Raw genomic sequence first — 21,591 nt, 5'->3', positions numbered from 1 at the left:
CGTGAAGGACATCCTGGACGCGATCCAGTCGCCCGACTCCACGTCGGCCGACTTCGCCCACCTCAAGCTCCCCGAGTCGTACCGTGCCGTGACCGTCCACAAGGACGAGGCCGACATGTTCGCCGGGCTCGCCAGCCGCGACAAGGACCCGCGCAAGTCGCTCCACCTCGACGACGTGGCCCTGCCCGAGCTCGGCCCGGGCGAGGCCCTGGTCGCCGTCATGGCCAGCTCCGTCAACTACAACTCGGTCTGGACCTCGATCTTCGAGCCCGTCTCGACCTTCGGCTTCCTGGAGCGCTACGGCCGTCTGTCGGAGCTCAGCAAGCGCCACGACCTGCCGTACCACGTCATCGGTTCCGACCTCGCGGGCGTCGTCCTGCGCACCGGCCCGGGCGTCAACTCCTGGAAGCCCGGCGACGAGGTCGTCGCGCACTGCCTGAGCGTCGAGCTGGAGTCCTCGGACGGCCACAACGACACGATGCTCGACCCCGAGCAGCGCATCTGGGGCTTCGAGACCAACTTCGGCGGCCTCGCCGAGATCGCCCTGGTCAAGTCCAACCAGCTGATGCCGAAGCCGGACCACCTCAGCTGGGAGGAGGCCGCCTCCCCCGGTCTGGTGAACTCCACCGCGTACCGCCAGCTGGTCTCCCGCAACGGCGCCGGCATGAAGCAGGGCGACAACGTCCTCATCTGGGGCGCGAGCGGCGGACTCGGCTCGTACGCCACCCAGTTCGCGCTGGCCGGCGGCGCCAACCCGATCTGTGTCGTCTCCTCCCCGGAGAAGGCCGACATCTGCCGGGCCATGGGCGCGGACGCGGTCATCGACCGCAACGCCGAGGGCTACAAGTTCTGGAAGGACGAGCACACCCAGGACCCGCGGGAGTGGAAGCGCTTCGGCTCGAAGATCCGTGAGCTGACCGGCGGCGAGGACGTCGACATCGTCTTCGAGCACCCGGGCCGCGAGACCTTCGGCGCCAGCGTCTACGTCACCCGCAAGGGCGGCACGATCGTCACCTGCGCGTCCACGTCGGGCTACAACCACGAGTACGACAACCGCTACCTGTGGATGTCGCTGAAGCGGATCATCGGCTCGCACTTCGCCAACTACCGCGAGGCGTGGGAGGCCAACCGCCTGATCGCCAAGGGCAAGATCCACCCCACCCTCTCCAAGGTCTACTCCCTGGCGGACACCGGCCAGGCCGCGTACGACGTGCACCGCAACCTGCACCAGGGCAAGGTCGGCGTCCTCGCCCTCGCCCCGGAGGAGGGCCTCGGCGTCCGCGACCCGGAGATGCGCGCCAAGCACATCGACGCCATCAACCGCTTCCGTAACATCTGACCCCGGGACCACAGATGACAGAGCGTCAGAAGGACCGGCCGTGGCTCATGCGGACCTACGCCGGCCACTCGACCGCCGAGGCGTCGAACGAGCTCTACCGGCGGAACCTCGCCAAGGGCCAGACCGGCCTCTCGGTCGCGTTCGACCTGCCCACCCAGACCGGCTACGACCCCGACCACGTCCTCGCCCGCGGCGAGGTCGGCCGGGTCGGGGTGCCCGTCTCGCACCTCGGTGACATGCGGCGGCTGTTCCAGGACATCCCCCTGGAGCAGATGAACACCTCCATGACCATCAACGCCACCGCGATGTGGCTGCTGGCGCTCTACCAGGTGGTGGCCGAGGAGCAGGGCGCGGACATCACCAAGCTCCAGGGCACCACCCAGAACGACATCGTGAAGGAGTACCTGTCGCGCGGGACGCACGTCTTCCCGCCCGGGCCCTCCCTCCGTCTCACGACGGACATGATCGCCTACACGGTGAACCACATCCCGAAGTGGAACCCGATCAACATCTGCAGCTACCACCTGCAGGAGGCGGGGGCCACCCCGGTCCAGGAGATCGCGTACGCGATGTCCACGGCCATCGCCGTCCTCGACGCCGTCCGCGACTCGGGGCAGGTGCCCGAGGAGCGGTTCGGCGAGGTCGTCGCCCGGATCTCCTTCTTCGTCAACGCCGGCGTCCGCTTCATCGAGGAGATGTGCAAGATGCGCGCCTTCGGGCGCATCTGGGACACCGTCACCCGGGAGCGGTACGGCATCGAGGACGCCAAGCAGCGCCGCTTCCGCTACGGCGTGCAGGTCAACTCGCTGGGCCTGACCGAGGCCCAGCCGGAGAACAACGTCCAGCGGATCGTCCTGGAGATGCTGGCCGTCACCCTCTCCAAGGACGCCCGCGCCCGGGCCGTGCAGCTGCCCGCCTGGAACGAGGCGCTCGGCCTGCCCCGCCCCTGGGACCAGCAGTGGTCGCTGCGCATCCAGCAGGTCCTCGCCCACGAGTCCGACCTGCTGGAGTACGAGGACATCTTCGCCGGCTCGCACGTCATCGAGGCCAAGGTGGAGGCCCTGGTCGCCGAGTGCCTGGCCGAGATCGAGCGGATCCAGGAGATGGGCGGCGCCATGGCCGCCGTCGAGTCCGGCTACCTCAAGGCCCAGCTGGTCTCCTCGCACGCCGAGCGGCGGGCCCGCATCGAGTCGGGCGACGACAAGATCATCGGCGTCAACATCTTCGAGACGACCGAGCCCAACCCGCTCACCGCCGACCTGGACACCGCGATCCAGACGGTCGACCCGGCCGTCGAGGCCCAGGTGGTCTCCGCCGTCGGCCGCTGGCGCGCCGAGCGCCAGGAGTCCACGGACCGGCAGGGCAACGGCGACCCCTTCGTCTTCCCCACCACCCAGCAGGCCCTGGAGCAGCTCAAGGAGGCCGCGAAGGGCACCGGGAACCTGATGGAGGCCACCCTGGAGTGCGCCAGGGCCGGTGTCACCACCGGCGAGTGGTCCGGGGCGCTGCGCGAGGTCTTCGGCGAGTTCCGCGCCCCGACCGGCGTCTCCTCCGCCCCGGTGGCCGTGCCTGCCGAGCCGGGCTCCCCGATGGCCGAGGTGCGCCGCAAGGTGGACCGCACGGCCGAGGACATGGGCGTCGGCAAGCTGCGCTTCCTGGTCGGCAAGCCGGGCCTCGACGGACACTCCAACGGCGCCGAGCAGATCGCCGTGCGGGCCCGCGACGCCGGTTTCGAGGTGGTCTACCAGGGCATCCGGCTGACCCCCGAGCAGATCGTGGACGCGGCCCTGGAGGAGGATGTGCACGCCGTCGGCCTGTCGATCCTCTCCGGCTCCCACGCCCAGCTCGTGCCGGACGTGCTGGACCGCCTGAGGCTGGCCGGCGCGGCCGACATCCCGGTGGTCGTCGGCGGGATCATCCCGAACGCCGACGCCGAGGAGCTCAAGGCCGCCGGCGTGGCCGCCGTCTTCACCCCGAAGGACTTCGGCATCACCGGGATCATCGGCCGTATCGTCGACGAGATCCGCACAGCGAACCAGCTCGCCCCCCTTGAAAGTACGGAGGTCCCCGCATGACCAGCCCTGTCTCCCCCGTGAACCGCCTGCGCCCCCGCCGTTCCTGCCTCGCGGTGCCCGGCTCCAACCCGCGGTTCCTGGAGAAGGCCCAGGGCCTCGCCGCCGACCAGGTCTTCCTGGACCTGGAGGACGCCTGCGCGCCGCTGGCCAAGCCGGAGGCCCGGCACACCATCGTGAAGTTCCTGAACGAGGGCGACTGGACCGGCAAGACCCGCGTGGTCCGCGTCAACGACTGGACCACCCACTGGACGTACCGTGACGTCGTCACGGTCGTCGAGGGCGCCGGCCAGAACCTCGACTGCATCATGCTGCCGAAGGTCCAGAACGCCGAGCAGATCGTCGCGCTCGACCTGCTGCTCACCCAGATCGAGAAGACCATGGGCTTCGAGGTCGGCAAGATCGGCATCGAGGCGCAGATCGAGAACGCCCAGGGCCTCAACAACGTCAACGCGATCGCCCAGGCCTCGCAGCGCGTGGAGACCATCATCTTCGGCCCGGCCGACTTCATGGCCTCCATCAACATGAAGTCGCTGGTCGTCGGCGAGCAGCCGCCCGGCTACCCGGCGGACGCCTACCACCACATCCTGATGAGCATCCTGATGGCCGCCCGCGCCAACAACCTGCAGGCGATCGACGGCCCCTACCTGCAGATCCGCAACCAGGAGGGGTACCGCGCGGTCGCGCAGCGCGCCGCCGCCCTCGGCTTCGACGGCAAGTGGGTGCTGCACCCGGACCAGGTCGCCGCGGCGAACGAGATCTTCTCGCCCGCGCAGGAGGACTTCGACCACGCCGAGCTGATCCTCGACGCGTACGACTACTACACCTCCGAGGCCGGCGGCAAGAAGGGCTCGGCCATGCTCGGCGACGAGATGATCGACGAGGCCTCCCGCAAGATGGCCCTGGTCATCTCCGGCAAGGGCCGCGCCGCCGGCATGCAGCGCACCACCAAGTTCGAGATCCCGGAGGCCTGAGTTCCATGCAGTTCGGCCGCACCTACGAAGAGTTCGAGATCGGCGCCGTCTACAAGCACTGGCCCGGGAAGACGGTCACCGAGTACGACGACCATCTCTTCTGTCTGCTGACGATGAACCACCATCCGCTGCACATGGACGTGAATTACGCGGAGAACACGACGGACTTCAAGCGGAACGTCGTCGTCGGCAACTACATCTACTCGCTGCTGCTCGGCATGTCCGTCCCGGACGTCTCGGGCAAGGCGATCGCCAACCTGGAGATCGAGTCGCTGCGCCACGTCGCGCCGACCTTCCACGGCGACACGATCTACGGCGAGACGACCGTCCTGGACAAGACGCCGTCGAAGTCGAAGAGCGACCGCGGGATCGTCTACGTCGAGACCAAGGGCTACAAGCAGGACGGCACCCTGGTGTGCGTCTTCCGCCGCAAGGTGATGGTCCCGACCGCCGAGTACATCGAAGCGCGCGGCGGCGAGCAGCCCGGCCGCCCCCAGCTGAAGGAACAGGGGAAGTAGTCATGGCGCGACTCGCCCAGACCCACGGTCTGACCGACGTCCAGCAGGAGATCCTGGCCACCGTCCGGGACTTCGTCGACAAGGAGATCATCCCGGTCGCCACGGAGCTGGAGCACCGTGACGAGTACCCCCAGCAGATCGTCGACGGGCTCAAGGAGCTCGGTGTCTTCGGTCTGATGATCCCCGAGGAGTACGGGGGCCTGGGTGAGTCGCTGCTCACCTACGCGCTGTGCGTGGAGGAGATCGCGCGTGGCTGGATGTCGGTCTCCGGCATCATCAACACCCACTTCATCGTGGCGTACATGCTCAAGCAGCACGGCACGCAGGAGCAGAAGGACCACTTCCTGCCGCGGATGGCGGCCGGCGAGACCCGGGGCGCGTTCTCGATGTCGGAGCCGGCTCTCGGCTCGGACGTCTCGGCCATCACGTCCAAGGCGGTCAAGGACGGCGACGAGTACGTCCTCAACGGCCAGAAGATGTGGCTGACCAACGGCGGCACGTCAAGCCTGGTCGCCGTCCTCGTCCGAAGTGACGAAGGACACCCGGAGGGCACCGCCCCCCACAAGTCGATGACGACCTTCCTCGTCGAGAAGGAGCCGGGCTTCGGAGAGGTGCGTCCCGGACTCACCATTCCCGGCAAGATCGACAAGATGGGTTACAAGGGCGTCGACACGACGGAACTCATCATGGACGGACTACGCATTCCGGCCAATCGGGTCCTCGGCGGCGAGACCGGACGAGGGTTTTACCAAATGATGGACGGCGTGGAAGTCGGCCGGGTGAACGTGGCGGCCCGTGGTTGCGGTGTCGCGCAGCGTGCTTTCGAACTCGGCGTCCAGTATGCCCAGCAGCGTCACACTTTCGGTAAGCCGATCGCCCAGCACCAGGCCATTCAGTTCAAGCTGGCCGAGATGGCTACCAAGGTCGAGGCCGCCCATGCGATGATGGTGAACGCAGCACGCAAAAAGGACTCCGGGGAACGAAACGACCTCGAAGCGGGGATGGCGAAGTACCTCGCCTCCGAATACTGCAAGGAGGTCGTCGAGGATGCGTTCCGCATTCACGGTGGCTACGGCTTCTCGAAGGAGTACGAGATCGAGCGCCTCTACCGCGAGGCCCCGATGCTGCTCATCGGTGAAGGTACCGCCGAGATCCAGAAAATGATCATTGGCCGCCGCCTCCTGGAGGAGTACCGAATCCAGGGCTGATTGTCGCTTTTGAGTCGGTTCGGCCGCGAAGAAGATCACACCCCGTGTTCGTCTTCCGGCCTCCGACTCGGTTCCTGGCTTGCCCAGTTGCGCCCCGCAACCGATAGCATCGCCGGAAAGCCGCCGTCCCCCTGTTGCCAGCGCGGCATCATCCGCTACGAAGGTCATCCATGCCCCACAGCCAAACCTCTGCACCTCGCGACAGCCGCAAGGGCGTTCGCATCGCACGCGGAGCATCGCCGTGGCTTCTGCCGACCGTCGCCACCGCGGCGCTCAGCCTCGCGCGCTCCCGCAAGTCGAAGCGCGCCGCGGCCATCGCCGTACCGGCCACCGCTCTCGCGGCCGGCATGCTGTGGTTCTTCCGCGACCCCGAGCGCGAGATCGCTCAGGGCCGGGTCATCTCGCCCGCCGACGGCGTGGTGCAGAGCATCATGCCGTGGAAGGACGGGCGCACCCGCGTCGCCATCTTCATGAGCCCGCTGAACGTGCACGTCAACCGCGCGCCGCTGGCCGGAACGGTCACGTCCGTGGAGCACGTCCCCGGCGGCTTCGTGCCCGCGTTCAACAAGGAGAGCGAGAACAACGAGCGCGTTGTCTGGCACTTCGACACCGAGCTCGGCGACATCGAGATGATCCAGATCGCGGGTGCCGTCGCCCGGCGCATCGTGCCGTACATCCCGCAGGGGACGAAGGTCGAGCAGGGTGACCGCATCGGTCTGATCCGCTTCGGGTCGCGCGTCGACATCTACCTTCCGGAAGGTGTCGAGGTCGCCGTCGAGGTCGGGCAGACCACGACCGCGGGGGTGACTCGCATTGACCGTGATTGATCCCGACACACGGGCGGCCGACTGGGCCGCCGACGCGGAGCCGGAGGCCGCCGACGAGGCCGAGGAGATGCCGTTGTCGCTGAGGCTGTCCATAGCGGACGCCCTCACGCTCGGTAACGCCACGTGCGGCTTCATGGCGGTGTACTTCACCACCACCGGCATCCTCATCCCGCACCTCACCGGCAGCAGCGAGACCGGCATGGCGCGCAACAGCGCCGCCACCGCCGTGATCCTGATGCTGGCCGCGGCGATCTTCGACCTCTTCGACGGCATCGTGGCCCGCAAGCTGCGCAGCTCGCCGATGGGGGCCGAGCTCGACAACCTGTCGGACCTGATCAGCTTCGGCCTCGCCCCGGCGTACTTCGTGCTCGTGTACGGCATGGTCGCGGACGACGCGCAGCAGAAGGTCTCGGCGCTGGCCGCGATCGTGGTGCTGCTGGCGGTGGTGCTCAGGCTCGCGCGGTTCTCCTGCGTGACGATGAAGGACGGCATGTTCCAGGGCATGCCGAGCCCCTTCGGCGCGCTGACCGTCGTGTCGATCATCCTGCTCGAGCTGCCGTTCATCCCGACGCTGCTCGCGATCATCGGGGTCGCCTGGCTGATGGTGAGCCGGGTCGAGTACCCGAAGCCGCGGGGCATCCTCGCGGTGGCGATGCTCAGCTGGATCGTCGGCGCGATGGCGATGCTGGCGGCGTGGGCGTTCGACGCGCCGGGCGGAGCGTTCCTGCTCCAGACCGGCTGCGCGCTGCAGGTGGTGCTGGGCGCCGTGATCCCCCTCTTCGCGACCGCCCGCCGGGTGAACACCTTCCGCGACAACCGGCGCGAGAGCCGGGAGGCGCGGCAGGCGCAGACGGCGCAGCTGCCGTAGCGAAGCCCGCAGGACCTGGGAAGGGCCCCGGACGTGAGAACGTCCGGGGCCCTTTCGCGTGCCGGCCGGGAGTCCGGTCCGGCGTCGCGCCGGCGGCTCGGCGGCCTCCAGGTCAGCCGAGCCGCTTGTAGAACAGGGTGGTGGCCCGCAGCGTGCCGCCGGGGTCGGCGGCGAAGTCCGGGACGGTGCCGGCGGCGGTCCAGCCGGCCGCGCGGTAGAGGCGTTCGGCGGGGCTGCCGGTCTCGGTGTCCAGGACGAGCAGGGTGAGCCCGCCGGCCTCCGCGTGGGCCTCGGCGGCGGCCAGCAGCCGGGGCCCGAGGCCACGGCCGCGCGCCCCGCTGTGCACGACCAGCTTGGCGATCTCGCCCCGGTGCCGCCCGTTGGCCTTGTCCTCCCGGACCAGGGTGACGGCCCCGAGCACCTCGCCCCCCGGGCCGTACGCCGCCCAGACCGCGCGGGTACCGGCCGCGGCGGACCACCAGGCGGCGGCCTCCGCGGCGTCCAGGGGCGCCAGGAAGCCCAGGGAGGCCCCATCCGCCACGGCATCCACGAGAAGGGCTCCGAGGCCGTCAGGGGCCCGCTGGAGCACTTCCTCGGGCGGGAGCAGCCGGATGGTGTCGTCGTGTGCGTTCATACGGGCGAGCCTCACATGTGCGTGTTACGTACACGTGTCCGGCGGCTCAGGGCGGCCGGGGCCCTCGGCGCAGGTGCCTGGGCGCGGGTGACCGGCTGTCCGCGCCCGGCGGCCGGGGCCGGCGGCCAGGGCTTGGCCGCGGGGGCGTGGGCGCGGGTGCCTGGGCGCAGGCGACCGGGCACGGGTGACCGGCTGTCCGCGCCCGGCGGTCGGGGCCCGGTGGGCAGGGCTTGGCCGCGGGGGCGTGGGCGCGGGTGCCTGGGCGCAGGCGACCGGCCGCAGGTCACCGGCACAGGTGACCGACTGTCCGCGCCGGGCCGTCGGGGCTCAGCCCTCGGCGGCCGGCCCTCGGCGGCCGGCCGTCCGCGGCCAGTCGTACGCGGCCAGTCGTCGCGCCCGGCGGCTCGACGCCCGGCCGGCCGTGGCCTAGCCGAGGAAGTCCCGTGCGATGTTCGCCGCGACCCGCTCCAGCAGGGGTCCCGCGTTCGCCATGGACTTCGCGGGCTCGGGCTCCAGGTCGGTCAGCGGGTAGGCGCGCCGGATCCCGGCGGCGCCCAGCGCCTCGGGGGGCAGGGCGAGGCGCCCGCACACCGCGACGACCTCCTTGCCGGCCGCGCGGGCCGCGGCGGCGACGCCCGCCGGGGCCTTGCCGTGCAGGGTCTGCTCGTCGAGGGAGCCCTCGCCGGTGATGACGAGGGTCGCGCGCTCCAGGGCCGGGGCGAAGCCCAGCACCTCCAGCATCAGCTCGATGCCGGGCCGGAAGCTCGCGTCGAGGAGCAGCGCGCCGTAGCCGATGCCGCCCGCGCCGCCGGCGCCCGGGGAGGCGGCCAGCTCGGCGGCCTTGGGCCCGATGGCCTTCTCCAGGATCCCGGCGTAGTGCGCGAGGGCGGCGTCCAGGGTCGCCACGTCCTCGGGGGTGGCGCCCTTCTGCGGGCCGTACACCGCGGCGCAGCCCTTCGGGCCGGTCAGCGGGTTGTCGACGTCGCTGGCGAGGACCAGGTCCACGGCGGCGAAGCGCGGGTCGACGCCGGTCAGGTCGGCGGAGGCCAGGCCCGCGAGGGCGCCGCCGCCGGGGCCGACCGGGGCGCCGTCCGCGTCCAGGAAGACCGCGCCGAGCGCGGCGAGCATGCCGGCGCCGCCGTCGGTGGTGGCGCTGCCGCCCACGCCGAAGACGATCGAGGTGGCACCGGCGTCGAGGGCCGCGCGCAGCAGCTCGCCGGAGCCGTAGGTGGTGGCGGTGAGCGGCGCGAAGACCCCGGCCGGCAGGAGCTGGAGGCCGGAGGCCTCCGCCATCTCCACCACCGCCGTGGTCCCGCGCAGCGCGAACGCCGCGGTGACGGGCGCGCCGAGCGGCCCGGTCACGGTGACCTCATGGCGCTCGAATCCGGCCGCGACCGCGGCCGCGACGGTGCCGTCGCCGCCGTCCGCGACGGGCAGTGTCTCCACTTCGAGCTCCGGGACGACCTGTCGCAGGCCGGCCGTGACCCGCTCGGCGACCTGTACGGCCGTGAGCGAACCCTTGAACTTGTCGGCCGCGACCAATACGCGTGCGACCTCAGTAACTGCTCCGTCCGTCACCTTGCATCCCTTGCTTTCGAACAGGCAGTCGCGCCGAGGCCGACCCTATCCGCACGGCAAGACGGCGTGCCACCCCCTGATAAAGCGAAATTCCGCACCATAGTGGGCCATCATGAGTACCGAACTGATCGATCAAACATCACAAGAAGGCCCTGGTCCCGCTCCTTCTCCCGGCCCCGACGCAAAAGTCATCGCCATCGGAATGGCGGCCGTGGTCGGCGTGGTCGGCTGGGCGGCGCTCGGCAAGAGCTCCTTCGACAGCGCTTCGTCCTCCGCACTGAACTGGGTCCTGTCGAATTTCGCCTGGCTCTTCGTGACCGCCGCCGACGTCTTCCTGGTGCTGTGCGTGGTGATCGCGCTGAGCCGCTACGGGCGGATCCGGCTCGGCGCCGACGACTCGGAGCCGGAGTTCACCGATCTGGCCTGGATCGCGATGATGTTCAGCGCCGGCATGGGCATCGGCCTGATGTTCTACGGGGTGGGGGAACCGCTCCAGCACTTCCTGAGCCCGCCCCCGGCGAGCGGGGTGCCGGCCCAGTCCGGCGAGGCGGCCCGTACGGCCCTGGAGTACTCGTTCTTCCACTGGACGCTCACCCCGTGGGCGATCTACGGCATCGCGGGTCTCGCCCTGGCGTACGCGGGCTTCCGCAAGGGGCGCGGCAACACGCTGAGCGCCGCGTTCGTGCCGCTGATGGGCGAGCGCAGGGCGCGCGGCTGGCCCGGGAAGTCGATCGACCTGCTGGCCGTCTTCGCGACGGTCTTCGGCACGGCGACCAGCCTGGGGCTCGGCGCCCTCCAGGTCGCCGAGGGCCTGAACCTGACGATGGGCGTGAAGGACTCCACGGCCACCGAGCTGATCATCATCGTGTCGCTGTCGGCGGCCTTCGTGCTGTCGGCGTTCTCGGGCCTGCACAAGGGCGTGAAGTGGCTCTCCACGCTGAACATCGTGCTCGCCGGGTGCATGGCGCTCTTCGTGTTCCTGCTCGGCCCGACGGTCTACATCCTCGACACCATCCCCGCCTCGGTCGGCGGCTATCTGTACCAGCTGCTGCCGATGGCCAGCCGCACCGGCGCGTTCACGGACCGGACGTGGCTGGGCGCGTGGACGATCTTCTACTGGGCGTGGTGGCTGTCCTGGGCCCCCTTCGTCGGCACCTTCATCGCCCGCATCTCGCGCGGCCGGACGGTGCGCGAGTTCCTGTTCGGGGTGCTGCTCGTGCCCTCGGGGGCGACGGTCATCTGGTTCTGCGTGATGGGCGGCACCGCGATCCGGCTCCAGTCCACCGGCGAGGCGGACCTGGCGACCGCGGTCAAGGACGGCCCGGAGGCCTCGCTGTTCGCGATGCTCGACGCGCTGCCGATCGGCACGGTCACCTCGTACCTGGCGATGCTGCTGGTGATGACGTACTTCGTGACCAGCGCCGACTCGGCGTCCCTGGTGATGGGTTCGCTGACCAGCCGGGGCGCCCTGGACCCGCCGACCTGGCTCGTGGTGGCCTGGGGCGTGCTGATGGCCGCGGTCGCGGCGGTGCTGCTGGTGGCGGGCGGGCTCAGCTCGCTGCAGACGGCGACGATCCTGGTCGCGCTGCCGTTCGTGCTGGTGATGCTGGGTCTGTGCTGGGCGCTCCTGAAGGAGCTCCGGGAGGACCCGGGCGCGGGCCCGGCCCGGCACCAGGCGCTCCACGGGGTGCGGGACGCGGTCCGCGCGGCGGTCGGCGAGGCGATCAGCGAGCAGGGGGTGTCCCGTCACCACCGGCTGCGCCGGGCGGCGAAGTCCCGCTCGGGCACGGAGACGGAGGACGACTGAGGACGCTTCGGGGACGGTCCGGGGCCTTGCCCGGGGCCGAGCCGGGGACGGTCCGGGGACCCGTCCGGGGCCTTGCCCGGGGCCCGTCCGGGAACAGACCGGGGACGGTCCGGGGACAGACCGGAGGTCGCCCGGGGACAGACCGGGGACGGTCCGGGGACGGTCCGGGGACCGTCCGGGAACAGATCAGAGGTCGCCCGGGGCCGAGCCGGGGACGGTCCGGGACCCTGCCCAGGGCCGAGCCGGGGACGGTCCGGGAACCCCGTCCAGGGGCAAGCCGCAAAGGGCCCCCCGGGGACCGACGGAACGATCTCTCGGGGCCGCGCGGGTGCGTCGGCGCGCGGCTCGGCGGCGCATTCGGTAGACCGGTGCCATGGGCCTCCTCAAGCACAGTGAACTCGCCGACCGGATCCTCGGCGGCTGGACGGGGCGGATCGCCGGGAACATGCTCGGCAAGCCGGTCGAGTGCGGCGACCACTGGACGCCCGAGCGGATCGACGCCTATCTGCGCCTGACCGACGCCCTGCCGCTCACCGACTACCTGCCCCCGCCGCCCGCCGGCGCGGACGGCTTCGAGCTGCGGCCCGAGTGGCCGCAGTGCGTGCGCGGCCGGATCCACGGCAGCTGCCGGGACGACGACATCGACTACTCGATCCTGGGCCTGCACCTCCTGGAGACGCGGGGTTTCGCCTTCACCACGGAGCAGGTCGGCGAGGTGTGGCTGCTGCGGCTGCCGTATCTGCAGACCTTCACGGCCGAGCGGGCCGCGTACCGCAATCTCGTCAACGGGCTGAGGCCGCCGCTGACGGCCACGTACGACAATCCGCACCAGGAGTGGATCGGCGCGCTGATCCGGGCGGACGTGTACGGCTGGACCTCCCCCGGCGACCCGCGCCGGGCCGCCTCGCTGGCGCGCCGGGACGCGGTCCTGTCGCACACGGGCAACGGGGTGTACGGGGCGATGTGGGCGGCCGCCCTGGTCGCCGCCGCGTTCACCGCGCCGGGCCCGCGCGCCGCGCTGGAGACCGCCCTGGACCGGGTTCCGGCCGGCAGCCGGCTGGCCAGGGTGGTGCGGCACACCATGGCCCTGCACGAGGCGGGCCTGGAGTGGTCCGAGACCCTCGCCGAGCTGCGGAAGGACACCGGCGGGCTGGGCTGGATCCACACCGTCCCGAACGCCGCCGTGCTCACCGCCGGACTCCTGTACGGGGAGGGCGACTTCACCCGCACCATCACGCTCACCGTGCGCGGCGGCCTGGACACCGACTCCAACGGGGCGACGGCCGGCTCGGTGGCGGGGGTGCTGTGCGGGGCGGCGGCGATCCCCGCGCAGTGGTCGGAGCCGCTGCGCGACCGGGTGCGCAGCGCGGTGTCCGGCTTCGACGGCGTCCGGATCGGCGAGCTGGCCGAACGGACCCTGCGGCTGGCTACGCTGACGGGATGACGACCTCAGAATCCTCCGCGTACGCCACGTACATCGCGGGTCTGCCCCGCGTCCTGGCCGGCGCGGCCGCCCTGTTCCGCGACGCCGACGGCCGCATCCTCGTCGTCGAGCCGAACTACCGGGAGGGCTGGACGCTGCCGGGCGGCACGATCGAGTCCGACACGGGCGAGACGCCCCGGCAGGCGGCCCGCCGCGAGACGGCCGAGGAGATCGGCCTCGACCTGGAGCTGGGCGCGCTCCTCGTGGTCGACTGGGTCCACGGGGCGGCCCGGCCGCCGGTCGTGGCATACGTGTACGACGGCGGGGTCCTGTCGGACGCGCTCTTCGCGGCGATCCGACTCCAGGAGGAGGAGCTGCTCTCCTGGAAGCTGATCGACCCCTCCGAGGCCACCGCCTACCTGCCGGGCGCCCTCGGTCCGCGGGTCCTGGCCGCCCTCGACGCCCTGGCCGCGGGCCGCGGCCCGGCGGAGCTGGAGAACGGCCGCCCGCCGCGCTGAGCGGCGCGGGGACACCGGCCGGGCGCGTCCGGCCGGTGCCGTCCCCGGGCGATGCGCACCGTGGCCACGCCGGGGGACGCGGCACCCGATTATCGGCTCGCGTGAGCCGTTCGGGCCGCTCTACGCTCGCGGTATGACCATGGTCGCGATCCTCAGCGGAGCCGGAATCTCCACCGACTCGGGCATTCCCGACTACCGGGGGCCCGACGGGCTGTGGCGGCGCGACCCGGGGGCGGAACGGCTCGTCACCTACGGGCCCTACATGGCCGACCCGGAGATCCGCCGCCGCTCCTGGCGGATGCGGCTCGACGGGCCGGTCCTGCGGGCCGAGCCGAACGTGGCGCACCGCGCGATCGCGGCCTTCGAGAGGAGCGGGCACGCGCTGCGGGTCGTCACGCAGAACGTGGACGGGCTGCACCAGGCCGCCGGGGTGCCGGAGCGCAAGGTGCTCGAACTGCACGGCTCGGCGCGGTCGGTGGTGTGCACCGCGTGTCACGCCCGGTCGTCGATGGCCCAGGCCCTGGACCGGGTGCGGGGCGGCGAGGACGATCCGGCCTGTCGGGTGTGCGGCGGGATCCTGAAGTCGGCGACGGTGATGTTCGGGCAGCGGCTCGATCCGAAGGTGCTCGGCGACGCGATGGGCATCGCCAAGGCGGCGGAGGTGTTCCTCGCCGTCGGCACGAGCCTGCAGGTGCAGCCGGCCGCCTCCCTCGCGGGGCTCGCGGCGGAGCACGGGGCCCGCCTGATCATCGTGAACGCCGAGCCCACGCCGTACGATCGGCTGGCCGACGAGGTGGTGCGCGAGCCGATCGGGACGGCGCTGCCGGCGCTGCTGGAGCGGCTGCGCTAGAAGAGGGTGTCCTCGCGGCCCGACTCGAAGGCGAGCAGGCGCTTCTTGCGGTCCAGGCCGCCGCCGTAGCCGGTCAGGGAGCCGCCGGCGCCGATGACGCGGTGACAGGGGACGATCACGGAGACCGGGTTCTTGCCGTTGGCCAGGCCCACCGCGCGGGAGGCGCCGGGGTTGCCGAGGGCCTCGGCGAGTTCCCCGTACGTCCGGGTCTCCCCGTACGGGATGAGGCGCAGCTGCTCCCAGACGCGCAGCTGGAACGGGGTGCCGAGGAGGCGCAACGGCAGGTCGAACTCGGTGAGTTCGCCGGCGAAGTAGGCGTCGAGCTGGCGGATCGCCTCGGTGAAGGGGCGGGGGTCGGGCGAGCCGAAGGTGTCCTCCGCCGGGCGGTGGCGCTGGTCGGTCATGTGGACGCGGCTGAGGACTCCGTCGACGGCGACCAGGGTCAGCGCGTCGTAGGGACTGTCCACGACCGTGTGCTGGACGGTGGGCATGAGCGGGGTTCCTTACGCGGGGAGTCGGTTGATCGGGTGGGCTTCGGTGGCCCACAGGTACTGGACCGCGTAGGCGCGCCAGGGCCGCCAGCGGGCGGCGCGGTCGGTGAGCGCGGCGGGCGTGGCGGGCAGTCCGAGGCCCTGGGCGGCGCGGCGGACGCCGAGGTCGCCGGGGAGGAAGGCGTCGGGGTCGCCGAGCGCCCGCATCGCGATGACCTCGGTGGTCCACGGGCCGAAGCCTTGCAGGCCGAGGAGCCGGGCGCGGGCCTCGGCCCAGTCGCTCTCCGGGCCGAGGGTCAGGCCGCCGTCGGCGAGCGAGGTGACGAGGGTGAGCAGGGTGGCGCGGCGGCTGCGGGGCAGTGCGAGGGTCTCCGGGTCGAGCCCGGCGAGCGCCTCGGGGGTCGGGAAGAGGTGGGTGAGGCCGCCCTCGGGGTCGTCGACGGGGGTGCCGTGCGCGGTGACCAGGCGGGCCGCGTGGGTGCGGGCGGCGGCGGTGGACACCTGCTGGCCGAGCACGGCCCGTACGGCGAACTCGGCGGCGTCCACGGTGCGCGGCACGCGGCGGCCGGGCGCCGCGTCGACGAGCGGGGCGAGCACCGGGTCGGTGCGCAGCTGTCCGGCGACGGCGACGGGGTCGGCGTCGAGGTCGAGCAGCCAGCGGCAGCGGCTGATGGCGTGGGTGAGGTCGCGGGGGTCGGTGAGGGAGAGCCGGCACAGGACGTGGTCGGCGCGGGGCGCGAGGGCGACGATCCCGTGTCCGTAGGGCAGGGCGAGGGTCCTGCGGTAGGCGCCGTCGCGCCATTCCTCGACGCCGGGGACGGCGGTGGCGGCGAGGTGGCCGAAGAGGTTGGAGGGGTCGAGCGGGGCGCGGAACGGCAGCCGGAGGGTGAGCGTGCCGGGGGTGCCGGTGGGCGCGGTGCGCGAGCGGCCGGCGCGGGCGCGGAGTTCGCCGGGGGTGAGGGCGAAGACCTCACGGACGGTGTCGTTGAAGGTGCGGACGGAGGAGAAGCCGGCCGCGAAGGCGATCTCGGCCATGGGCAGGGCGGTGGTCTCGATGAGCAGCCGCGCGGTCTGGGCGCGCTGGGCGCGGGCGAGCGCGAGCGGCCCGGCGCCGAGCTCGGCGAGCAGCTGCCGTTCGATCTGGCGGGCGGAGTAGCCGAGCCGGGCGGCGAGCCCCGGCACGCCCTCCCGGTCCACGACGCCGTCCCGGATGAGCCGCATGGCGCGGGCGACGGCGTCGGCCCGGACGTCCCACTGGGGCGAGCCGGGGCTGGTGTCGGGGCGGCAGCGCTTGCAGGCCCGGAACCCGGCCCGCTGGCAGGAGGCGGCGCTGGGGTGGAACTCCATGTTCTCGGCTTTGGGCGGGACGGCCGGGCAGCTGGGCCGGCAGTAGATCCGAGTGGTGCGGACGGCGGTGAAGAAGACGCCGTCGAAGCGGGCGTCCCTCGATCGGACGGCCCGCACGCAGCGCTCGGAGTCGGTGTGCATGGGTCAAGGATCGGTGATCGACGGCGGTCGGGGCTGGCGGGAAAACGACATCAACGTCCGGTGGCGTCGGCCTCGGCGAGCGCCAGGGCGAAGACGGCGTAGGCGGCGGTGTCGAAGAGCACGAAGCGGATCTCCCGGAGGGGCGCGGTGGCCTCCGCGCGGACGGTGCGGATCGCGATGCGGGCGGCGTCCTCCATGGGCCAGTGGTAGACGCCGGTGGAGACGGCCGGGAAGGCGACCGTCTCGGCGCCCAGCTCGGCGGCCACCCGGAGGGATTCGGCGTAGCAGGAGGCCAGCAGCTCCGAGCGGTCCTCCTCGGTGCTGTGCACGGGGCCGACGGTGTGGACGACCCAGCGGGCGGCGAGGTCACCGGCGGTGGTGGCGACGGCGCGCCCGGTGGGCAGGCCGCGGCCGTAGTGCCCGGCGCGCAGCGCGCGGCATGCGGCGAGGACGGCGGGTCCGCCCTTGCGGTGGATGGCGCCGTCCACTCCCCCGCCGCCGAGCAGCGAGGAGTTGGCGGCGTTCACGATGACGTCGGTGTGCTGCTGGGTGATGTCGCCGAGGACGAGGACGATCGCGGGCCGGTCGGTCATGCCCCCATCCTCCCGCCCCGGCCCCCGGGGCCGCACCCGCTTTGCCCGCGGGGCCGGTGGTCCCGCGGGCGTCGGCGGGTCCTGGCGGCTACCGTCCGACGGGGGTGCGCAGTCTGCGCCAGACCGCCTTGGCCGCGTTGTGGCCGGACATGCCGTGGACGCCGGGGCCGGGCGGGGTGGCGGAGGAGCAGAGGAAGACCGCGGGGTGCGGGGTGGAGTACGGGAAGAGGGACAGTTTGGGGCGCAGCAGCAGCTGGAGGCCGCGGGCCGCGCCGCAGGCGATGTCGCCGCCGACGTAGTTGGCGTTGCGCTCGGCCAGCTCGGGCGGGCCGGCGGTGGCGCGGGCGAGGACCAGGTCGCGGAAGCCGGGGGCGAAGCGCTCGATCTGCCGCTCGATGGCGTCGGTGAGGTCGCCCTGCCAGCCGTTGGGGACGTGCCCGTAGACCCAGAAGACGTGCTTGCCCTCGGGGGCGCGGCCGGGGTCCACGAGGCTGGGCTGGGCGGCGATGAGGAAGGGTGTGTCGGGGGCCGTGCCGGAGGACGCCTGGCGCAGGGCGGTGCCGATCTCGCCCGCGGTGGGGCCGATCTGGACGGTGCCGGCGCGGCGGGGGGCCTCGGCGGTCCACGGCACGGGGCCCGAGAGCGCGTAGTCGATCTTGAAGGCGCTGGCGCCGTAGCGGTAGGCGTCGTAGTGGCCGCCGAGGTCGGCGATCCGGGCGAGGGCGGTGGGCGAGGTGTCGAAGACGTAGGCGCGGGCGGGCGGCAGGTCGTCGAGCCGCTTGACCTCGTAGTCGGTGTGGACGGCGCCGCCGAGCTCCGTCAGGTACGAGGTGAGGGCGTCGGAGATGGACTGGGAGCCGCCCCGGGGCAGCGGCCAGCCGCCCGCGTGCGCGGCCAGCGCGAAGACCAGGCCGACCGCGCCGGTGGCGAGGCCGTCGAGCGGGGCGATGACGTGGCCGACCAGGCCGGCGAACAGGGCGCGCGCCTTCTCGTCGTGGAAGCGGTGGGTCAGCCAGGTGGACGGCGGGAGGCCGGCGAGTCCGAAGCGGGCCAGGGTGAGCGGGTCGCGGGGCAGTGCCGTCAGCGGCAGCTGCATGAAGTCCGCGGCGAGGCGGTCCCACTTGCCGAGGAACGGCGCGACGAGCCGCCGGTAGGTGCCGGCGTCGCGCGGCCCGAAGGAGGCGGCGGTCTCGGCGACGGAGCGGGAGAGGACGGCCGCGGTGCCGTCGTCCCAGGGGTGGGCCATGGGCAGCTCGGGGTGCAGCCACTCCAGGCCGTGGCGGTCCAGTGGCATCGTCTTGAAGACCGGCGATCCGGCGCCCAGCGGGTGCACCGCCGAGCAGGGGTCGTGGCGGAAGCCGGGGAGGGTGAGCTCCTCGGTCCGGGCTCCGCCGCCCACGGTGGACTTCGCCTCGAAGACCGCGACGGAGAATCCGCGCCGCGCGAGCTCCACGGCGGCGGTCAGCCCGTTGGGTCCGGCTCCCACGACGACGGCATCGAGCATCGACGGCACCTTCGGACTCCTTCGTCAGCCGACGGCCAGGGATTCCAGCATATGCGCGGCCCCGTAAGGGACTTACCCGGCCCCGAGCAGGGTTCGGATCCGCCGCGCGGTGGCCGCGTCGCGGGCCGCGGTGAACGGCAGCGCGTTGCCCCCGGTGACGCGGAACCGCTCGCCGGTGAGGGTGAGGTCGGTGCCGCCCGCCTCCTCGACGAGGAGCAGCCCGGCGGCGTGGTCCCAGGCGTACTCCCAGGAGAAGGCGACGGCGTCGAGCTCGCCCTTGGCGACGGCCAGGTACTCCAGGCCCGCCGAGCCGCAGGGGCGGGGGCGGACGCCCTCGGTGCGCAGTCCGAGCAGGGCGCGCTTCTGGTCCGGGGTGGTGTAGTCGGGGTGCGAGGTGGCCACCTCCAGGACGGCTCCCGGGGCGGGGGCGCCGGAGCGTATGGGCGTGCCGTTCACCGTGGCGCCGCGGCCGCGCACGGCGACGGCCAGCTCCTCCCGGACGGGGGCGAAGGTCCAGGAGGCGAGCAGCTCGCCTCGGACGGCCAGGGCGACCAGGGTGCAGAAGCCGGCCTCGCCGTCGACGAACTGGCGGGTGCCGTCCACCGGGTCGACGATCCAGACGGGGGCGTCGCCCTTGAGCGCCCCGTACACCTCGGGGTCGGCGTGCACGGCCTCCTCGCCGACGACGACGGAGCCGGGGAGCAGGGCGGTGAGCGAGGCGGTCAGGTGCGCCTCGGCGGCCCGGTCGGCGACGGTGACCAGGTCGTGCGGCCCGTTCTTCTCGACGATCTCCTCCGCGCCGAGCTGCCGGAAGCGCGGCATGATCTCGGCGGCGGCGGCCTTGCGGACCGCCTCCTCCACCTCGGCCGTACCCCCGGCGAGGACGTGGTCGAGGAAGGCTGCGGTGTCTGCGGCGGCTGCGGTCTCGGCGTATCCGGTCATGTGACCAGCCAAGCACACCCGGCTGACATTCCGGAGGCTCCGTGGCGACCTGTGGACAACCGGCGGACGACCTGACGGCCGCGAGTACGCTTTGATCGAGTTCACCCCTTTTTACTTCCAGGGAGGGTCCCGTGCACGGCGAGTACAAGGTTCCGGGCGGCAAGCTGGTCGTCGTCGACCTCGACGCGGAGGACGGCGTCCTGCGCCGGGTCCGGGTCGCGGGCGACTTCTTCCTGGAGCCGGACGAGGCGATTCTGGCGATCGACCGCGCGCTGGAGGGCGCCCCGGCCGACACGGACGCGGCCGGTCTCGCGGCCCGGATCGACGCGGCGCTGCCGCCGGGGACGCAGATGTACGGGCTGACCACGGAGGGCATCGGGGTGGCGGTCCGGCGGGCCCTCGCGCACGCCACGGACTGGACGGACTACGACTGGCAGCTGATCCACGAGCCGGCGCAGTCCCCCGCCCTGCACATGGCGCTCGACGAGGTGCTGACCGCCGAGGTCGCGGCGGGCCGCCGGCCGCCGACCCTGCGGGTGTGGGAGTGGGGCTCCCCCGCCGTCGTCATCGGCAGCTTCCAGTCGCTGCGCAACGAGGTGGACCCGGAGGCGGCGGAGCGGCACGGCATCGAGGTGGTGCGCCGGATCAGCGGCGGCGGGGCGATGTTCATCGAGCCGGGCAACACCATCACGTACTCGCTCTCGGTCCCCGACGCCCTGGTCCAGGGCCTGTCCTTCACCGACAGCTACGCGTATCTGGACGACTGGGTGCTGGGCGCGCTCGGCGACATGGGCGTCAAGGCGTGGTACCAGCCGCTCAACGACATCGCCACCGAGGCCGGCAAGATCGCCGGGGCCGCGCAGAAGCGGATGGTCGCGGGCGACGGCGCGGTGCTGCACCACGTGACGATGGCGTACGACATCGACGCCGACAAGATGACCGAGGTGCTGCGGATCGGCCGGGAGAAGCTGTCCGACAAGGGCACCCGGAGCGCCAAGAAGCGGGTGGATCCGCTGCGCCGCCAGACCGGGCTGCCCCGGGAGGCGGTCATCGACCGGATGGTCGCCTCCTTCCGCTCCCGTTACGGCCTGTCCGAGGGCACGGTCACGGAGGAGGAGCTGACCCGGGCGAAGGAGCTCGCGGAGACGAAGTTCGCCACCCCGGAGTGGACCGCCCGGGTGCCGTGAGGCGGGGTGCCGGGGCCGGTCCCGCGGACCGGCCTCAGGTGCGGGCGACGAGGATGAACTCGTTGTACGGGAAGACCTTGCCCATCGACCGCGCGAAGGGGAACGAGTACACCCGGTCGACGGTCAGGCCCACCTTCTCCGCGTGCCCGCGCAGGCCCTCGAAGTCGACGAAGCGGACGTGGGTGGCGTCCGTCTTGTAGCCGGCCTCCTGCGGGGTGATGAGGACGACCGAGCCGCCCGGCTTCACCAGCGGCAGGTACTGCTCCAGGATCGAGTTCGCCAGGGACTCGTCCATGTGCTCCAGGACGTGGGCGCACAGCAGCGAGTCGAAGGAGCCGGGACCGCAGTCCGGGGCGGCGGCGAGCTCGTCGGGCGTGTAGGCGGTGAGGCCGCGCTCGCGACAGGTCTCCACCGAGGTCGCGTTGTGGTCGACGCCGACGCTCTCGGGACCGCAGTTCAGCAGGTTGCGCCCGAGGCCGCAGCCCACGTCGAGCACCCGGCCCAGACCGAGGCGCTTGAGATTCCATCGGTAGGGGGCCTGTGTCGGCAACAGCCGCTTGATCCCCGAGGTCTCCAGCCGCGCGAGCCGCTGGGTGTAGTCGGAGGACTCCGTACCGGGCATGTGATGACCGCCTTCGCTGCGTGGTGTACACGCAGAACGACACCGTGGGAAGCGAGTTACGGAGGCGGACACCCGTCCGGGCAGGGTCGGGCACCGGACCCGGGCACGTCTTTTCCGTGTCTCGGTACGGGGAGGCTATGGCAAGGGG

The 21,591-nt window shown here is 72.3% G+C and carries 20 protein-coding genes; 12 read left to right on the top strand and 8 right to left on the bottom strand.

Annotated features, from left to right (window positions below):
- Nucleotide 1 precedes the first annotated feature (1 nt).
- From ccrA to pssA, 7 genes are all read left to right on the top strand, one after another.
- Nucleotides 2-1,339, top strand: coding sequence for a crotonyl-CoA carboxylase/reductase (gene ccrA / locus AB0Q96_RS10425; RefSeq protein ID WP_365323714.1), 1,338 nt, complete (start codon nt 2-4; stop codon nt 1,337-1,339).
- 14 nt (nt 1,340-1,353) lie between these two features.
- On the top strand, nt 1,354-3,414 hold the full coding sequence (locus tag AB0Q96_RS10420) for a protein meaA (protein WP_365323712.1): 2,061 nt from the start codon (nt 1,354-1,356) through the stop codon (nt 3,412-3,414).
- Nucleotides 3,411-4,385, top strand: a complete 975-nt coding sequence (locus tag AB0Q96_RS10415) for a CoA ester lyase (RefSeq protein ID WP_361835396.1) — start codon at nt 3,411-3,413, stop codon at nt 4,383-4,385. The genes AB0Q96_RS10420 and AB0Q96_RS10415 overlap by 4 nt, the downstream gene beginning before the upstream one ends.
- A gap of 5 nt (nt 4,386-4,390) precedes the next feature.
- Complete coding sequence (locus AB0Q96_RS10410; RefSeq protein ID WP_132917147.1) at nt 4,391-4,903, top strand: MaoC family dehydratase; 513 nt, start codon at nt 4,391-4,393, stop codon at nt 4,901-4,903.
- Between the two features lie 2 nt (nt 4,904-4,905).
- The gene (locus AB0Q96_RS10405; RefSeq protein WP_365323710.1) at nt 4,906-6,111 is read left to right on the top strand and encodes an acyl-CoA dehydrogenase family protein; all 1,206 of its coding nucleotides are present in this window, start codon (nt 4,906-4,908) and stop codon (nt 6,109-6,111) included.
- 170 nt (nt 6,112-6,281) lie between these two features.
- On the top strand, nt 6,282-6,938 hold the full coding sequence (locus AB0Q96_RS10400; protein WP_365323708.1) for a phosphatidylserine decarboxylase: 657 nt from the start codon (nt 6,282-6,284) through the stop codon (nt 6,936-6,938).
- Nucleotides 6,931-7,806 (top strand): CDP-diacylglycerol--serine O-phosphatidyltransferase, encoded by an 876-nt coding sequence (gene pssA / locus AB0Q96_RS10395; RefSeq protein ID WP_365324048.1) that lies wholly within the window; start codon nt 6,931-6,933, stop codon nt 7,804-7,806. The genes AB0Q96_RS10400 and pssA overlap by 8 nt, the downstream gene beginning before the upstream one ends.
- A gap of 112 nt (nt 7,807-7,918) precedes the next feature.
- Here the strand turns inward: pssA and AB0Q96_RS10390 are convergent, their stop codons facing one another.
- Together AB0Q96_RS10390 and AB0Q96_RS10385 are read right to left on the bottom strand one after the other, a co-directional pair.
- Entirely contained in the window at nt 7,919-8,440 is a 522-nt protein-coding gene (locus AB0Q96_RS10390; protein ID WP_365323706.1) for a GNAT family N-acetyltransferase, read from the bottom strand.
- Between the two features lie 426 nt (nt 8,441-8,866).
- Nucleotides 8,867-10,018 (bottom strand): glycerate kinase, encoded by a 1,152-nt coding sequence (locus tag AB0Q96_RS10385; RefSeq protein WP_365323704.1) that lies wholly within the window; start codon nt 10,016-10,018, stop codon nt 8,867-8,869.
- A 112-nt stretch (nt 10,019-10,130) separates the two neighbouring features.
- On the opposite strand from AB0Q96_RS10385, the gene AB0Q96_RS10380 reads away from it, so the two are divergent.
- The 4 genes from AB0Q96_RS10380 (at nt 10,131) to AB0Q96_RS10365 (ending at nt 14,616) form a co-directional block, all read left to right on the top strand.
- A complete protein-coding gene (locus AB0Q96_RS10380; protein WP_365323702.1) occupies nt 10,131-11,825 on the top strand; it encodes a BCCT family transporter in 1,695 nt (564 codons plus the stop codon).
- A 373-nt stretch (nt 11,826-12,198) separates the two neighbouring features.
- On the top strand, nt 12,199-13,269 hold the full coding sequence (locus AB0Q96_RS10375; protein WP_365323701.1) for an ADP-ribosylglycohydrolase family protein: 1,071 nt from the start codon (nt 12,199-12,201) through the stop codon (nt 13,267-13,269).
- Nucleotides 13,266-13,766, top strand: a complete 501-nt coding sequence (locus AB0Q96_RS10370) for an NUDIX hydrolase (RefSeq protein ID WP_365323699.1) — start codon at nt 13,266-13,268, stop codon at nt 13,764-13,766. The genes AB0Q96_RS10375 and AB0Q96_RS10370 overlap by 4 nt, the downstream gene beginning before the upstream one ends.
- Nucleotides 13,767-13,899: 133 nt before the next feature.
- Complete coding sequence (locus AB0Q96_RS10365) at nt 13,900-14,616, top strand: Sir2 family NAD-dependent protein deacetylase (protein WP_365323697.1); 717 nt, start codon at nt 13,900-13,902, stop codon at nt 14,614-14,616.
- Here AB0Q96_RS10365 and AB0Q96_RS10360 read toward each other — a convergent pair.
- From AB0Q96_RS10360 to AB0Q96_RS10340, 5 genes are all read right to left on the bottom strand, one after another.
- On the bottom strand, nt 14,613-15,107 hold the full coding sequence (locus tag AB0Q96_RS10360; RefSeq protein ID WP_365323695.1) for a methylated-DNA--[protein]-cysteine S-methyltransferase: 495 nt from the start codon (nt 15,105-15,107) through the stop codon (nt 14,613-14,615). The two genes, AB0Q96_RS10365 and AB0Q96_RS10360, sit on opposite strands and share 4 nt — an antisense overlap.
- Before the next feature lie 12 nt (nt 15,108-15,119).
- On the bottom strand, nt 15,120-16,595 hold the full coding sequence (locus tag AB0Q96_RS10355; RefSeq protein ID WP_365323693.1) for an AlkA N-terminal domain-containing protein: 1,476 nt from the start codon (nt 16,593-16,595) through the stop codon (nt 15,120-15,122).
- A 50-nt stretch (nt 16,596-16,645) separates the two neighbouring features.
- Nucleotides 16,646-17,188 carry an O-acetyl-ADP-ribose deacetylase gene (locus AB0Q96_RS10350; protein WP_365323691.1) on the bottom strand — a complete coding sequence of 181 codons (543 nt, stop codon included), beginning with the start codon at nt 17,186-17,188 and terminating at the stop codon, nt 16,646-16,648.
- Between the two features lie 88 nt (nt 17,189-17,276).
- Nucleotides 17,277-18,701, bottom strand: a complete 1,425-nt coding sequence (locus tag AB0Q96_RS10345) for an NAD(P)/FAD-dependent oxidoreductase (protein ID WP_365323689.1) — start codon at nt 18,699-18,701, stop codon at nt 17,277-17,279.
- 63 nt (nt 18,702-18,764) lie between these two features.
- The gene (locus AB0Q96_RS10340) at nt 18,765-19,634 is read right to left on the bottom strand and encodes an inositol monophosphatase family protein (RefSeq protein WP_365323687.1); all 870 of its coding nucleotides are present in this window, start codon (nt 19,632-19,634) and stop codon (nt 18,765-18,767) included.
- A gap of 131 nt (nt 19,635-19,765) precedes the next feature.
- Between AB0Q96_RS10340 and AB0Q96_RS10335 the strand changes: the two genes are divergently transcribed.
- Entirely contained in the window at nt 19,766-20,821 is a 1,056-nt protein-coding gene (locus AB0Q96_RS10335; RefSeq protein WP_365323685.1) for a biotin/lipoate A/B protein ligase family protein, read from the top strand.
- Between the two features lie 34 nt (nt 20,822-20,855).
- On the opposite strand, the gene AB0Q96_RS10330 is transcribed toward AB0Q96_RS10335, so the two are convergent.
- Nucleotides 20,856-21,443 carry a class I SAM-dependent methyltransferase gene (locus tag AB0Q96_RS10330; protein WP_365323683.1) on the bottom strand — a complete coding sequence of 196 codons (588 nt, stop codon included), beginning with the start codon at nt 21,441-21,443 and terminating at the stop codon, nt 20,856-20,858.
- Nucleotides 21,444-21,591: the final 148 nt, after the last annotated feature.

Origin of the sequence: Streptomyces sp. NPDC093111 (genome assembly GCF_040683955.1) — a bacterium.
GTDB lineage: Bacteria > Actinomycetota > Actinomycetes > Streptomycetales > Streptomycetaceae > Streptomyces.
Note: the sequence above shows the minus strand (reverse complement) of the source record. Positions and strands in the feature narration are given on the sequence as shown.

What these genes read in the sequence shown, in the direction of transcription:
- AB0Q96_RS10390 (WP_365323706.1), bottom strand. Translation starts at nt 8,440, where the DNA reads ATGAACGCACACGACGACACCATCCGGCTGCTCCCGCCCGAGGAAGTG.
- AB0Q96_RS10355 (WP_365323693.1), bottom strand. Translation starts at nt 16,595, where the DNA reads ATGCACACCGACTCCGAGCGCTGCGTGCGGGCCGTCCGATCGAGGGAC.
- AB0Q96_RS10360 (WP_365323695.1), bottom strand. Translation starts at nt 15,107, where the DNA reads ATGCCCACCGTCCAGCACACGGTCGTGGACAGTCCCTACGACGCGCTG.
- AB0Q96_RS10420 (WP_365323712.1), top strand. Translation starts at nt 1,354, where the DNA reads ATGACAGAGCGTCAGAAGGACCGGCCGTGGCTCATGCGGACCTACGCC.
- AB0Q96_RS10405 (WP_365323710.1), top strand. Translation starts at nt 4,906, where the DNA reads ATGGCGCGACTCGCCCAGACCCACGGTCTGACCGACGTCCAGCAGGAG.
- AB0Q96_RS10400 (WP_365323708.1), top strand. Translation starts at nt 6,282, where the DNA reads ATGCCCCACAGCCAAACCTCTGCACCTCGCGACAGCCGCAAGGGCGTT.
- AB0Q96_RS10415 (WP_361835396.1), top strand. Translation starts at nt 3,411, where the DNA reads ATGACCAGCCCTGTCTCCCCCGTGAACCGCCTGCGCCCCCGCCGTTCC.
- AB0Q96_RS10350 (WP_365323691.1), bottom strand. Translation starts at nt 17,188, where the DNA reads ATGACCGACCGGCCCGCGATCGTCCTCGTCCTCGGCGACATCACCCAG.
- AB0Q96_RS10370 (WP_365323699.1), top strand. Translation starts at nt 13,266, where the DNA reads ATGACGACCTCAGAATCCTCCGCGTACGCCACGTACATCGCGGGTCTG.
- AB0Q96_RS10375 (WP_365323701.1), top strand. Translation starts at nt 12,199, where the DNA reads ATGGGCCTCCTCAAGCACAGTGAACTCGCCGACCGGATCCTCGGCGGC.
- AB0Q96_RS10410 (WP_132917147.1), top strand. Translation starts at nt 4,391, where the DNA reads ATGCAGTTCGGCCGCACCTACGAAGAGTTCGAGATCGGCGCCGTCTAC.
- AB0Q96_RS10330 (WP_365323683.1), bottom strand. Translation starts at nt 21,443, where the DNA reads ATGCCCGGTACGGAGTCCTCCGACTACACCCAGCGGCTCGCGCGGCTG.
- AB0Q96_RS10340 (WP_365323687.1), bottom strand. Translation starts at nt 19,634, where the DNA reads ATGACCGGATACGCCGAGACCGCAGCCGCCGCAGACACCGCAGCCTTC.
- AB0Q96_RS10365 (WP_365323697.1), top strand. Translation starts at nt 13,900, where the DNA reads ATGACCATGGTCGCGATCCTCAGCGGAGCCGGAATCTCCACCGACTCG.
- AB0Q96_RS10380 (WP_365323702.1), top strand. Translation starts at nt 10,131, where the DNA reads ATGAGTACCGAACTGATCGATCAAACATCACAAGAAGGCCCTGGTCCC.